The following is a 12,005-nucleotide window of genomic DNA, read 5'->3' as shown; positions in this document are numbered from 1 at the left end:
AATCCAGAGTGGCGTAAACCGCTCTGGATTGCTTCGCTTCGCTCGTAATGACGGCTTTGGCTGGGCGGTCGGTCAGAACAACTCCATCTGTCCATCGCGCTCGGGCGGCCGGAACAGGTCGCAGCGGAGCGGCGGGAAACGGCGGTCCATGCCGCGCGCGCGGGCGGCGCGCCGGACGCGCTGGCGGATGAGCTGCGGCCAGATGCCTTGGCCTTTCATGCGGGTGAAGAAGCCCGGATCATTGTCGCGGCCGCCGCGGATGTCCTGGACCATGTGCATCACCTTGTCGGCGCGGTCGGGATAGTGGGCGGCGAGCCAGGCGCGGAAGAGTGGGGCGACCTCATAGGGCAGGCGCATCAATATGTAGGAGGCGCGGATCGCCCCGGCTTCGGCGGCGGCGGCCATGATCGCCTCTATCTCGTGGTCGGTGATCGCGGGGATGATCGGCGAGATATTGACCTGCGTCGGCACGCCGGCGTCGATGAGGCTGCGGATCGCCGCGAGGCGGCGGCGCGGGTGCGGCGCGCGGGGTTCGAGCGTGCGCGCGAGCGCCGCGTCGAGCGTCGTCACCGAAATCGCGACGCCGACCAGATCGTCGCGCGCCATCGCGGCGAGCAGGTCGATGTCGCGGAGCAGCCGGTCGGACTTGGTGGTGATGAGCAGCGGGTGCTTCGTTTCGGCCAGAACTTCGACCACTGAGCGGGTAATGCCCCATTCGCGCTCGATCGGCTGATAGCCGTCGGTGTTGGTGCCGATCGCGATCGGCGCGACCTTGTAATTGCGCTTCGCCAGTTCCTGCCGCAGCAGCTTCGCGGCATCGGGCTTGGCGAAGAGCCTGCTTTCGAAATCGAGGCCGGGCGACAGATCGTGGAAGGCATGGGTCGGCCGCGCGAAGCAATAGATGCAGCCATGCTCGCAGCCGCGATAGGGATTGATCGAGCGGTCGAAGCCGATGTCGGGCGAGCTGTTGCGCGCGATGATCGTCTTCGGATGTTCGACGGTCACCGTCGTGCGCAGCGGCGGCGGGGCGCCGTCGATACCCTCAGCCGCGTCGAGCCAGTCGCCGTCGGCTTCGCGGTTCAGCGAGCCGGTGCGCGTCGGGCGGAGATTCGTCGGGGCGCCGCGGCCCGCAATCGGGGGGAGGGGTTTCGGCGTTTCCATCGGGCGAGGATAGGATTGCGACGAGAACAAATAAAGAACAAAAACATCTTCTCCCCTCCCGCTTGCGGGAGGGGGCTATTCCGCCAGCCGCGGCATCAGCTCGACGAAATTGCAGGGCTTGTGGCGACTGTCGAGCTGGGTCGCCAATATGCCCTCCCACGCATCGGTCACCGCGCCGGTCGAGCCGGGAAGCGCGAAGATATAGGTGCCGCGCGCGACGACCGCGCAGGCGCGCGACTGGATCGTCGAAGTGCCGATCGTCTGGTAGCTCAGCCAGCGGAACAATTCGCCGAAGCCGGGAATATCCTTGCCGTCGAGGCGGCGCAGCGCCTCGGGCGTGACGTCGCGGCCGGTGAGGCCGGTGCCGCCGGTCGTGATGACGACATCGACCTCCGGATCGTCGATCCAGTTGTGGAGGCGCGAGACGATCAGGTCGCTTTCGTCGCGGATGATTGCGCGTGCCGCGAGGATATGACCCGCATCGGTCAGCAACGCCTCCAGCTTGTCGCCCGATTTGTCGTCGGTCGCGCTGCGGCTGTCCGAAATCGTCAATATGGCGATGCGAACCGGCCGAAACGGCAGGCTTTCGTCAATTGGCATCGGCGAGGCCGCCGGCCCAGCTCAGCCGGGTGCGGTCCTTGCTGTCGGGGAAGCGCGGCCATTTGCCCTGCGCGAGCGCCGCGCGGCTGACCGATGGCTTGCCCTGCTGCGCTTCGTACATCCAGTAATTGCGCAGGACGGTGCCGACATAGCCGCGCGTTTCCCAATAGGGGATCGATTCGATGTAGAGCAGCGGATCGCCATTGTCGCGAATCTCGCTCTGCCAGCGCGCGATCGGGGCGGGCCCGGCGTTGTAGGCAGCGATCACCTTGGGCAGCAGGCCGCCCGTCGAGCCGTCCTTGCTGAGATATTCGAGATAGCGCTGGCCGAAATCCATGTTGACCGCGGGCGTCTTGAGGTCACCCGGCGCACGGCCGTCGCCGTTCCAGCGCGCAAGGTCGGACGCGGTGCCCGGACGCACCTGCATTAGCCCCATCGCGCCCGCCGGGCTGACCACCGCACGCTGGAAGCGCGATTCCTGGAGCGTGTGGGCAAAGATGAGTGCGGGGTCGACCCGCCAGCCGCCATTGGGTTCCCATTTGGGCTGCGGATAGCGGGCCGCCGTTGCGAGCTTGCGGCCTTGCGGCGTGTTGTGCGCGAGATAGAGCTGGGTTTCGGGAAGGCTGAGCGCCTGCGCCATGCCGGCGAGCTGGGCGTGCTGGTTCGGATTGCCGATGCGCGCCTGATGCTTCAGCAGTTCGCCGGCATAGGCGTCCTCGCCGATCTCGGCGAACGCCATGGCGGCGCGGACGTTGGGCAGATCCTCGAGCGCGCGCCAGGCGCTGCGGTCGGGGCGGACATTCTCGCGCTGGCTGCCGGTCTCGATGCCCAGCGTTTCGGCGGCGAGCAGGCCGTAGAGGGTTTCCTCGTTCGCGGCGGCGGCGCGCAGCCGCGACTGCACCGACTGCGGCTGGCCCGAGGCGATCGCAGCGCGCGACGCCCAATAATAAGCGGCGGCGCGCAGCTCGCTGTCGGGGGCTTCGCGCGCGACGCGGTCGAACGAGACGAGCGCGGTCGGATAGTCGCGCAGGCGCCACGCGGCGAGGCCCTGCACCCACGCGGCCTGCGTCGCCCAGGCGCCGCGGCCTTCGGTGCAGGCCTGCGACAGGCGCAGCGCATTCTGATCGTCATTCTCGATATAATAGGACCAGGCGATCTTTTGCCGCCATTCGTCGCGCGCCTCCGGCGTCAGCTTGTCGGCGACCGCCATATAGAGCGATTCGGCGCCCGCCGGGTCGTCATTCTTGATCCGGTCGGGGATCGAGCGCGCGAGGCCCGCGGCGAACGGGTCGCTGACGCTGTCGGCGCCGACGCGGCGCGGCGCGGTGCCCGACCAGCTCAGGCGGTTCTGATAAGGAAGCGTCGGAATGTCGGTCGCGCCGCGCTTGGTCGCGAGGCGGCCGAGCTGTTCGGCCTGCGGCAGTTCGGGCGAGCGCGCGAGAATCGGCATGATGTCGGCGACTTCGGCGCGCGGACTGTTCGCGGCGGTGAGCAGTTCGGCGCGCAGGAAATCGGCGAGCGGCCCATTGTCGTCGCCGAGCAAGGATTTGGCTTCGGCCCAGCGCTGGCCGCGGATCGCGGCGAGCACCTGCGTATAAAGCTGCTTCTGTTCCGACGACAGAATCTCGGGCACCGTCTGCGGCGCGGCGAGCAGGTCGGGCGTGCCGGTATCGGCGGCGAGCGCGGGCGATGCCGTCGCGGCCAGGGCCAGAAGCGCGGACGAAAGCAATTTTGCGGTCATAATCTTCATCTCTGTCAACGTCCCCGGTTGAACAGTTTCAGGCTGTCCCAGGCGGCCGCCTTTTGCGCGGGCCGGGCAAGCAGCATCGCGGGGTGCGCGACTGCCACGGCCTCCATCTTGCCGCCATCTTGGTTAAGATCGAGTAACCTTCCGCGCGCGTCGGGAAGCGACAGGCCCGCCGCCATCTGCGCGATGTCGCTGCCGATCAGCAGCAGTCGCTGCGGCTTTGCGAGCCCGAGGTGGTGCCAGAGCAATCGGTCGAGCTCGCCCTTGTCCTTCTCGTCGCAGCGGCCGCCGGGCGGGCGCGTGACGGCGAGGCTGGCGAGATAGCAGTCGGTGCGCGCCATTCCGATCGCCCGCAGCATCGCGTCCAGAAGCTGGCCGGCGGGGCCGGAAAAGAGGGTGGCGTCGCGCTGGTCGTCGATCTCCGGCCAGGCGGTGAGCAGCATCAGCGGCGCCTCGGCCTGTCCCTCGGGAAGCACGCGGCGCGCGTCCCACTGGCTGCCCGGCACGTCGGGGCTTTCGGCGAGCCATGTCTGGAAGGCATCCCAGCCGTCTGGAAGCGCGACCGGACCTTTGGGGGCGGCTTCGGCGGGCGCTTCGCGGCGCTGGAGCGCGGCGGGAAGCGGCGGGGCTTCGGGCTCGGCGATCGGCGACGGTTTCGGCCTTGCCGCAACGTCATTGGCGGCGGGCACGTCGAGCCAGCCCGCCGGCGTTTCGCCGACAAGCGAGTCCACGCCGGCCAGCGACCACCAGTCGTGATAGCTTTCGGCCAGCAAGGTTGAATTGCGCCCACCCATGATTTTGTTTCAAACAGGCAGTTGACGGGGCCGTCAATTGGCGGGCATCGCAATATGTGACAGAGTGAGCGCGGGACACGATGAATGATCCCGCGCGGGGACGGCAGAAAGGTACTTGCGGTGAGCGAACGGGAATCGATGCCCTATGACGTCGTGATCGTCGGGGCGGGGCCTGCGGGGCTTTCGGCGGCGATCCGGCTGAAGCAGCTGGCGAACGAGGCGGGCAGCGAATTGTCGGTCTGTATCCTCGAAAAGGGGTCCGAAGTCGGCGCGCATATCCTGTCGGGTGCGGTGATCGACCCCAAATCGCTCGACGAACTGATACCCGACTGGCGCGATCAAGGCTGCCCGCTCGCCGAAGTGCCGGTGAACGATAATCAGCATTGGGTGCTGACCAAGAAGAAGAAGCTCGGGGTTCCGCACTTCATCACGCCCGGCTTCATGCACAACAAGGGCACTTACACGGGCAGCCTCGGCAACCTCTGTCGCTGGCTGGCCGAGCAGGCCGAGGGGCTGGGTGTCGAAATCTTCCCCGGCTTCGCCGCCGCCGAAATCCTCTATAACGAGGACGGATCGGTGAAGGGCGTCGCGACCGGCGACATGGGCATCGCGCGCGACGGCAGCCACAAGCCCGACTATGCCCCCGGCCTCGAACTTCATGCGAAATATACTTTCTTCGCCGAGGGCGTGCGCGGGCATCTGACCAAGATGCTCAAGCCGCAATTCGCGCTCGACGCCGATTGCGAGCCGCAGGTTTACGGCATCGGGGTCAAGGAACTCTGGGACATCGATCCCGAGAACCATGCGCCGGGCCGCGTTATCCACACGCAGGGATGGCCGCTCGACGAGAATGCCAATGGCGGCGGCTTCCTCTATCATCAGGCGAACGGGCAGGTCGCGCTCGGTTTCGTCACCTGGCTCAACTATCGCAACCCGCACATCTCCCCCTTTCAGGAGATGCAGAAATGGAAGACGCATCCCGAGATCGCGAAGATCCTTAAAGGCGGCAAGCGCGTCTCCTATGGCGCGCGCGCGATCAGCGACGGCGGCTGGCAATCGGTGCCGAAGCTCGCCTTTCCGGGCGGCGCGCTGATCGGCGACACCGCGGGTTTCCTCAACGTGCCGCGCATCAAGGGCACGCACACGGCGATGAAGTCGGGCATGATGGCGGCGGAAGCGGCGTTTGCGGCGGTGACCGCCGGGCGCGAGGGCGATGTGCTGACCGCCTATCAGGAAGCCTATGACGAAAGCTGGGTGAAGAAGGAGCTCGGCGTCGTCCGCAACGTGCTGCCATTGGTCGAGAAGTTCGGCGACCTCGCCGGAACGATCCTGTCGGGTATGACGATGTGGCTCGAAACGCTGGGCATCCGCGTGCCCTTCACGATGAAGCATCACCCCGACAACACGACGCTCTATCGTGCCGACCAGATGAAGAAGCCCGACTATCCGAAACCCGATGGCGTGCTGACCTTCGACCGCCTGTCCTCGGTGTTCCTGTCGAACACCAACCATGAGGAGGACCAGCCGGTCCATCTGCAACTCAAGGACCCGTCGATCCCGATCGAATATAACCTGCCGCTCTATGACGAGCCCGCGCAGCGTTATTGCCCGGCGGGGGTTTACGAGGTCGTCGGGCAGGACGAGGGCAATCCCCGCTTCGTCATCAACGCGCAGAATTGCGTCCATTGCAAGACCTGCGACATCAAGGACCCGACCCAGAATATCAACTGGGTCACTCCCGAAGGCGGCGGAGGCCCCAATTACCCCAATATGTAAGTCCGTTCGCCTGATTTTCGCTGCCGGCGCGCTCGCCGCCGCCGGCCCCGTGCAGGCGGCCGTCGACGATGGCGCCACGCTGGCGGCGCTGGCGGATGCGCGGCTGGCCGAGGAAGCGAACGATCCGGCCGCTGCGCTGGCGGCGCTGACCCGCGTCGCGAGCGCGGCGCCCGATCTGCCCGGGCTGCGCGGCCGGATGCTCGAACAGGCGATCCAGGCGGGCGACCTGCCCGCCGCGCGCAGCGCCGCGCTTCGGCTGTGGCAGGGTGGCGACCGGCGTTTCGACGCGCAGCTCGTCCTTGTCGTCGATGCGATGCGGCGCGCGGACTGGAAGGGCGCGCGCGACTATCTGAACGGCCGGTCCGACAAGGCCGGCGGCGATCCGATCTCCCGGCTCATCGTGCCGACCTTTCAGAGCTGGATCGATGTCGGCGCGCGCGAAAAGGCGCCCGAGCGGCATCTGCTCGCCGCAGCGGGGAAGGGGCGCCCCGAACCGGCGCTGGAACTGGAAGCGGCGCTCGTGCAACTCGCGGCCAAGCGCCCGGCCGAGGCGGCGACGCTGGCGGCTGAAACGACCCCGACCGACCGGCTGAGCCAGCTTGTCGCGCTGCGCCTCGCCGCCACGCTCGCCGCGGCGGGCGAGGGGGAGGCGGCCGACGCGCTGCGCGGGCGGATCGCGCTGGCGGCGGGCGGACGCGAGGACCCGATGCTGCTGCTTCCCGATCAAGCGGTATCGACGCCGCGCGGCGGGATGGCGCATTGGCTCGCGTTGCTCGGCGACGGCTTTGCGCGGATGCCGAACAGCAGCGCCAAGCTGTCGCTGCTGTTCGGCCGCGCCGCCTTTTGGCTGGACGATGGTGATTGGGCCGTGCGTTCGGCGCTGGTCGAATCTCTCGGCCGCGCCGACCGGGAGCGCGACGCCATGGCGCTGCTGTCGGGCGGCCGCGCGGCGCTTCCGCCGGTGCTTCAGATGCGCCGCGCCGAACTGATGGCCGACGCGGGCGATCTTTCGGGCGCGACCGCGCTTGCCGAAGCTGCCGTCAAGGCCTCGCCCGCGCGCAGCCTGTTCGCGCGCTTCGCCGACATTGCGCGGCGCGCCGACGACCGCGAGGCGACGGCGCGTGCTTATGCGGGGATCGAGGCGACGCTGGGCGAGGGCCCCGAGGATCGCGCGCTGCGCGGAAATCTGCTGATCGCCGGCGCCGAACTACGGCTTCAGGCCGATGATTGGGATGGCGCGTCGACGCTGATCGAGCAGGCGGTCGTGTTGCGTCCCGATGATCCGGCGGTGCTCAACTTCGCGGGCTATTCGGCGATCGAGCGGCGCAAGGATGTCGCGCAGGCGCTCGCGCGGATCGAGGCGGCGTGGCGGGCCGAGCCGCAGGACGCCGCGATCACCGATTCGCTCGGCTGGGCCTATTTCCTCACGGGGCGCACCGCCGATGCGGTGCCGCTGCTCGAAAAGGCGCAGGCGGGAGATCCCGGCAATGCGGTGATCGTCGAGCATCTGGGCGATGCCTATTGGCAGGCGGGGCGCCGGTTTCAGGCGCGCTATACGTGGCGCGCGGCGGCGCTGCTCGCCGAGGCCGACATGGCGGCGCGGCTCGCCGCGAAGCTGCGCGATGGGCTGACGACCGCGACGACGGCGCCGTGATGGCTATCCTGCGCGAAACCGGCTGGGCAAAGATCAACCTGGCGCTGCATATCCGCGCGCGGCGCGCCGATGGTTATCACGAGATCGAGACGTTGTTCGCATTCGTCGATGCCGGCGATGCAATCACGGCCGAAGTGGCCGACGCCGACCGGCTGACCCTCGACGGCGAATTTGCCGAGGGGCTGTCGGATGGCGCCGACAATCTGGTGCTGCGCGTGCTGGCGTTGATGCGCGCGCGTCATGGCGCGGATCGCGTGCCGCCGTTGGATGTCCGGCTGACCAAGACCTTGCCCGTGGCGGCGGGGATCGGCGGCGGCTCGGCCGATGCCGCCGCGCTGGCGCGGCTGGTGCGGCGGCATTTCCTACCCGAAATCGGCGATGCGCCGCTGGCCCGGCTGGTTGCGCCGCTCGGCGCCGACATCGCCGCCTGCGTCGCGAGCGCTACCTGCCTCGGCACCGGCGTCGGCGAGCAGTTGAGCGCGGCGCCCGAGCTTGCGCTGAACGGGACGCCGGTGCTGCTCGTCAATCCGCGCCAGCCGGTCGCGACGGGGCCGGTGTTCGCGGCGTGGGACGGCGTCGATCGCGGCCCCCTGTTCACCGGTGCCGATCTCCGCGCACAGCTTTTCGCGTCGCGCAACGATTTGCAGCGCCCCGCGATTGCGCAATGTCCGGCGATTGTCGATGTTTTGACCGAGCTTGGCGCGTTCAGACCCTGGCTCGCGCGCATGTCGGGATCGGGCGCGACCTGTTTCGCGCTGTTCGACGCGCCCGCCGAGCGCGATGCGGCGGCGGCGCGGCTCGCGGCGAGCCATCCGCACTGGTGGCAGCTTGCCGGAGCGCTCCGATGAGCGAGGCGTGGCGGCAACTGGGAACGCCGCGCGCGGGTGGCGTGCTGCTGATCGGCGACCATGCTTCGGCGCAGGTGCCGGACGACATCGGCCTCGGCATCGACCCGGCGCTGCTCGGCAATCATATCGCGATCGACATCGGCGTCGCCGAGGTGGCGGCGCTGCTGGTCGAGGCGGGCGCGGTCGATGCCGCGATCCTCGGCGGGGTGTCGCGGCTCGTCGTCGACTGCAACCGCGACGAGGATGCGCCGGGCGCGATCCCGATCGCGAGCGACGGCCACGCGATTCCCGGCAATGCGCTCGATCACGACGGTCGCGAGGCCCGGCTCGCGCGCTTCTTCCGCCCCTATCACGATCATATCGCCGGGGTGATCGCGGCGCATCGCCCGGCGATGATCCTGTCGCTGCACAGCTTCACCCCATCGCTGGCGAGCGATCCGGACCAGACGCGGCCCTGGCAGGTCGGGGTGCTCTACAATGCGGACGACCGGCTCGCGGCCCCCGCGATTGCCGCGCTGGCAGCCGAAGGGCTGATCGTCGGCGACCAGCTTCCCTATTCGGGCAAGCTGCTCAACGCGACGATGAATCGGCATGCCGAGGCGAACGGAGTGCCCTATGTCGGGATCGAGATGCGGCAGGATCTGGTCGGCGACGCGGCGGGGCAGGCGCTGTTCGCCGAGCGGCTGGCGCGGATGTGCGGCAAGATGGTGAAATCCGCTTCCCTCTCCCAATCGTCATGCTGAACTTGTTTCAGCATCCATGATCTGCCCGTTCCGAAAAGGCTGCACTTTTTTGTTTCGCACAAAGACACAAAGGCACGAAGAGGTCGCGCTTGCCGCGAAGCGGCCTTCCATTCCAGCGCTGCCGCCAGCCGCGGCGTCGATGAAAATGGGGCCTACCGGCCCGGGCCATCTTCTTCGTGGCTTCGTGTCTTTGCGCGAAACTCAACTGGCGCCGTCCTGGCAGGCAAGGCACAGGCCATGGATGCTGAAACAAGTTCAGCATGACGCGGAATGGAAATCTGTGACGTTGAATCTGCCCGCATAGGCGTGTAGAGGCGCTTTCAATCGTCAATTTGTGAAATAATATTATCAGGAACTCTCCAAATGGCTTCTTATCGTTCCCGCACCACCACCCATGGCCGCAACATGGCGGGCGCGCGCGGGCTCTGGCGCGCGACGGGGATGAAGGATGGCGATTTCGGCAAGCCGATCATCGCGGTGGTCAACAGTTTCACCCAATTCGTTCCCGGCCACGTTCACCTGAAAGACCTCGGTCAGATGGTCGCGCGCGAGATCGAGGCTGCCGGGGGCGTCGCCAAGGAATTCAACACCATCGCGGTCGATGACGGCATCGCGATGGGGCACGACGGCATGCTCTATTCGCTGCCGAGCCGCGACCTGATCGCCGACAGCGTCGAATATATGGTCAACGCGCATTGCGCCGACGCAATGGTGTGCATCTCCAACTGCGACAAGATCACGCCGGGGATGCTGATGGCGGCGCTGCGGATCAACATTCCGGTCGTGTTCGTCTCCGGCGGGCCGATGGAGGCGGGCAAGGTCGTGCTGAAGGGCAAGGAAGTCGCGCTCGATCTGGTCGATGCGATGGTCGCCGCCGCCGATGAAAAATACAGCGACGCCGATGTCACCGCGATCGAACAGGCGGCGTGCCCGACCTGCGGAAGCTGTTCGGGCATGTTCACCGCCAATTCGATGAACTGCCTGACCGAAGCACTGGGGCTGTCGTTGCCGGGCAACGGCTCGACGCTCGCGACCCACGCCGACCGCAAGGCGCTGTTCCTGCGCGCGGGGCGGATGATCGTCGAGATGTGCCGCCGCCATTATGAGGAGGGCGACGACCGCGTGCTGCCGCGCACGATCGCGAGCTTCGAGGCGTTCGAGAATGCGATGAGCCTCGACATCGCGATGGGCGGTTCGACCAACACCGTGCTTCACCTGCTCGCCGCCGCGCACGAGGCGGGGGTCGATTTCACCATGGCCGACATCGACCGGCTGTCGCGCCGCGTCCCCTGCCTGTCGAAGGTCGCGCCGGCGAAGCAGGACGTGCATATGGAGGACGTCCACCGCGCCGGCGGCATCATGGCGATCCTCGGTCAGCTCGAGCGCGCGGGGCTGCTCCACGCGCATCTGCCGACCGTCCACAGCGCGACGCTCGGCGATGCGCTCAACAAATGGGATATTTCGCGCACCAACGATCCCGATGTGCAGACCTTCTTCATGGCGGCGCCCGGCGGCGTGCCGACGCAGACCGCGTTCAGCCAGGATCGGCGCTGGGATTCGCTCGACCTCGATCGTGAGGCGGGGGTGATCCGTTCGGCCGATCATGCGTTCAGCCAGGATGGCGGGCTCGCGGTGCTGTCGGGCAATATCGCGCTCGACGGCTGCATCGTGAAGACCGCCGGGGTCGACGAATCGATCCTGACATTCGCGGGGCCGGCCAAAGTTTATGAAAGCCAGGACGCCGCGGTCGCGGGTATCCTCACCGGACAGGTGGAGGCGGGGGACGTCGTCGTCATCCGCTACGAAGGACCGAAGGGCGGGCCGGGAATGCAGGAAATGCTCTATCCGACGAGCTATCTCAAGTCGAAGGGGCTCGGCGCCGCCTGCGCGCTGATCACCGACGGGCGCTTTTCGGGCGGCACCTCGGGCCTGTCGATCGGTCATGTTTCGCCCGAAGCGGCCGAGGGCGGCGCGATCGGGCTGGTCGAGAATGGCGACCTGATCGAGATCGACATTCCGGGGCGCAGCATCAAACTGGTCCTGTCCGACGCCGAGCTTGCGGCACGGCGCGCGGCGATGGAGGCAAAGGGCGACGATGCCTGGCAACCCGCCAGGCCGCGCCCGCGCAAGGTTTCGGTAGCACTTCAGGCCTATGCTGCGATGACGACCAGCGCCGCGCGCGGCGCGGTGCGCGACCTGTCGCAGTTGAAGGGCAAAAGATGAAGACACTCGGGGGCGTGATCGCGGTCTTGCTCGTCGCGGGCTGCAACGGCGGCCCCGACAATGGCAAGCTTGCCGAGGCCGAAGCGCGCGGCAGCAAGGAAGCGGCGCTCGACGGCCTCATCGACTGCGCGCTCGAAGGCGCGAAGGCGTTCGAGCGCGACTGCACGATCACCGAAATGAGCGGCGCCGACGGTACCGTGCTGGTAGTCGGCAAGGCGGGTGTCGGCTATCGTCGCCTGCAGATCGCGACGGACGGGCGCGGGGTGGTGTCGGCTGACGGCGCTGAGCCCGCGAAGGTGGCGATCGTCGGCGACGGCATGATCGAGGTGGCGGTGGGGGCTGACCGCTACCGCCTGCCCGCGAATACGGGCGGGGAGAAATAATCAGTTCGTCATTGCGAGCGAAGCGAAGCAATCCAGAGCAGGCGTAAACCGCTCTGGATTGCTTCGCTTCGCTCGC

10 protein-coding genes are annotated in these 12,005 nt (G+C 67.6%); 6 read left to right on the top strand and 4 right to left on the bottom strand.

Going from position 1 to position 12,005, the window contains the following annotated elements; translation table 11 throughout:
- Positions 1-72: 72 nt before the first annotated feature.
- The 4 genes from OJI97_RS05360 to OJI97_RS05345 all read right to left on the bottom strand — a co-directional run bounded on the left by OJI97_RS05360 (position 73) and on the right by OJI97_RS05345 (position 4,302).
- A complete protein-coding gene (locus OJI97_RS05360; RefSeq protein ID WP_297661846.1) occupies positions 73-1,161 on the bottom strand; it encodes a PA0069 family radical SAM protein in 1,089 nt (362 codons plus the stop codon).
- 75 nt (positions 1,162-1,236) lie between these two features.
- Positions 1,237-1,761, bottom strand: a complete 525-nt coding sequence (gene moaB / locus OJI97_RS05355) for a molybdenum cofactor biosynthesis protein B (protein WP_297661845.1) — start codon at positions 1,759-1,761, stop codon at positions 1,237-1,239.
- Complete coding sequence (locus OJI97_RS05350; protein ID WP_297661844.1) at positions 1,751-3,502, bottom strand: lytic transglycosylase domain-containing protein; 1,752 nt, start codon at positions 3,500-3,502, stop codon at positions 1,751-1,753. Before OJI97_RS05350 ends, moaB begins: the two co-directional genes overlap by 11 nt.
- A gap of 14 nt (positions 3,503-3,516) precedes the next feature.
- Positions 3,517-4,302, bottom strand: a complete 786-nt coding sequence (locus OJI97_RS05345; RefSeq protein WP_297661843.1) for a uracil-DNA glycosylase family protein — start codon at positions 4,300-4,302, stop codon at positions 3,517-3,519.
- Positions 4,303-4,422: 120 nt separating this feature from the next.
- Here OJI97_RS05345 and OJI97_RS05340 point away from each other — a divergent pair, with 120 nt between their 5' ends.
- From OJI97_RS05340 to OJI97_RS05315, 6 genes are all read left to right on the top strand, one after another.
- Positions 4,423-6,078 carry an electron transfer flavoprotein-ubiquinone oxidoreductase gene (locus OJI97_RS05340; RefSeq protein ID WP_297661841.1) on the top strand — a complete coding sequence of 552 codons (1,656 nt, stop codon included), beginning with the start codon at positions 4,423-4,425 and terminating at the stop codon, positions 6,076-6,078.
- 49 nt (positions 6,079-6,127) lie between these two features.
- The gene (locus tag OJI97_RS05335; RefSeq protein WP_297661839.1) at positions 6,128-7,732 is read left to right on the top strand and encodes a hypothetical protein; all 1,605 of its coding nucleotides are present in this window, start codon (positions 6,128-6,130) and stop codon (positions 7,730-7,732) included.
- The gene (locus OJI97_RS05330; RefSeq protein ID WP_297661837.1) at positions 7,732-8,580 is read left to right on the top strand and encodes a 4-(cytidine 5'-diphospho)-2-C-methyl-D-erythritol kinase; all 849 of its coding nucleotides are present in this window, start codon (positions 7,732-7,734) and stop codon (positions 8,578-8,580) included. The genes OJI97_RS05335 and OJI97_RS05330 overlap by 1 nt, the downstream gene beginning before the upstream one ends.
- Complete coding sequence (locus OJI97_RS05325; RefSeq protein ID WP_297661835.1) at positions 8,577-9,323, top strand: N-formylglutamate amidohydrolase; 747 nt, start codon at positions 8,577-8,579, stop codon at positions 9,321-9,323. Before OJI97_RS05330 ends, OJI97_RS05325 begins: the two co-directional genes overlap by 4 nt.
- A gap of 363 nt (positions 9,324-9,686) precedes the next feature.
- On the top strand, positions 9,687-11,546 hold the full coding sequence (ilvD, locus tag OJI97_RS05320; protein ID WP_297661833.1) for a dihydroxy-acid dehydratase: 1,860 nt from the start codon (positions 9,687-9,689) through the stop codon (positions 11,544-11,546).
- Complete coding sequence (locus OJI97_RS05315) at positions 11,543-11,929, top strand: hypothetical protein (RefSeq protein ID WP_297661831.1); 387 nt, start codon at positions 11,543-11,545, stop codon at positions 11,927-11,929. Before ilvD ends, OJI97_RS05315 begins: the two co-directional genes overlap by 4 nt.
- Positions 11,930-12,005: the final 76 nt, after the last annotated feature.

Source organism: Sphingopyxis sp. (genome assembly GCF_025869345.1).
In the GTDB taxonomy this organism is placed as follows: domain Bacteria; phylum Pseudomonadota; class Alphaproteobacteria; order Sphingomonadales; family Sphingomonadaceae; genus Sphingopyxis.
Note: the sequence above shows the minus strand (reverse complement) of the source record. Positions and strands in the feature narration are given on the sequence as shown.

Excerpts from the sequence above, each read along its gene's own strand:
- OJI97_RS05360 (WP_297661846.1), bottom strand. The coding sequence starts at position 1,161 with ATGGAAACGCCGAAACCCCTCCCCCCGATTGCGGGCCGCGGCGCCCCG.
- OJI97_RS05350 (WP_297661844.1), bottom strand. The coding sequence starts at position 3,502 with ATGACCGCAAAATTGCTTTCGTCCGCGCTTCTGGCCCTGGCCGCGACG.
- moaB (WP_297661845.1), bottom strand. The coding sequence starts at position 1,761 with ATGCCAATTGACGAAAGCCTGCCGTTTCGGCCGGTTCGCATCGCCATA.
- OJI97_RS05345 (WP_297661843.1), bottom strand. The coding sequence starts at position 4,302 with ATGGGTGGGCGCAATTCAACCTTGCTGGCCGAAAGCTATCACGACTGG.
- OJI97_RS05315 (WP_297661831.1), top strand. The coding sequence starts at position 11,543 with ATGAAGACACTCGGGGGCGTGATCGCGGTCTTGCTCGTCGCGGGCTGC.
- OJI97_RS05330 (WP_297661837.1), top strand. The coding sequence starts at position 7,732 with ATGGCTATCCTGCGCGAAACCGGCTGGGCAAAGATCAACCTGGCGCTG.
- OJI97_RS05325 (WP_297661835.1), top strand. The coding sequence starts at position 8,577 with ATGAGCGAGGCGTGGCGGCAACTGGGAACGCCGCGCGCGGGTGGCGTG.
- ilvD (WP_297661833.1), top strand. The coding sequence starts at position 9,687 with ATGGCTTCTTATCGTTCCCGCACCACCACCCATGGCCGCAACATGGCG.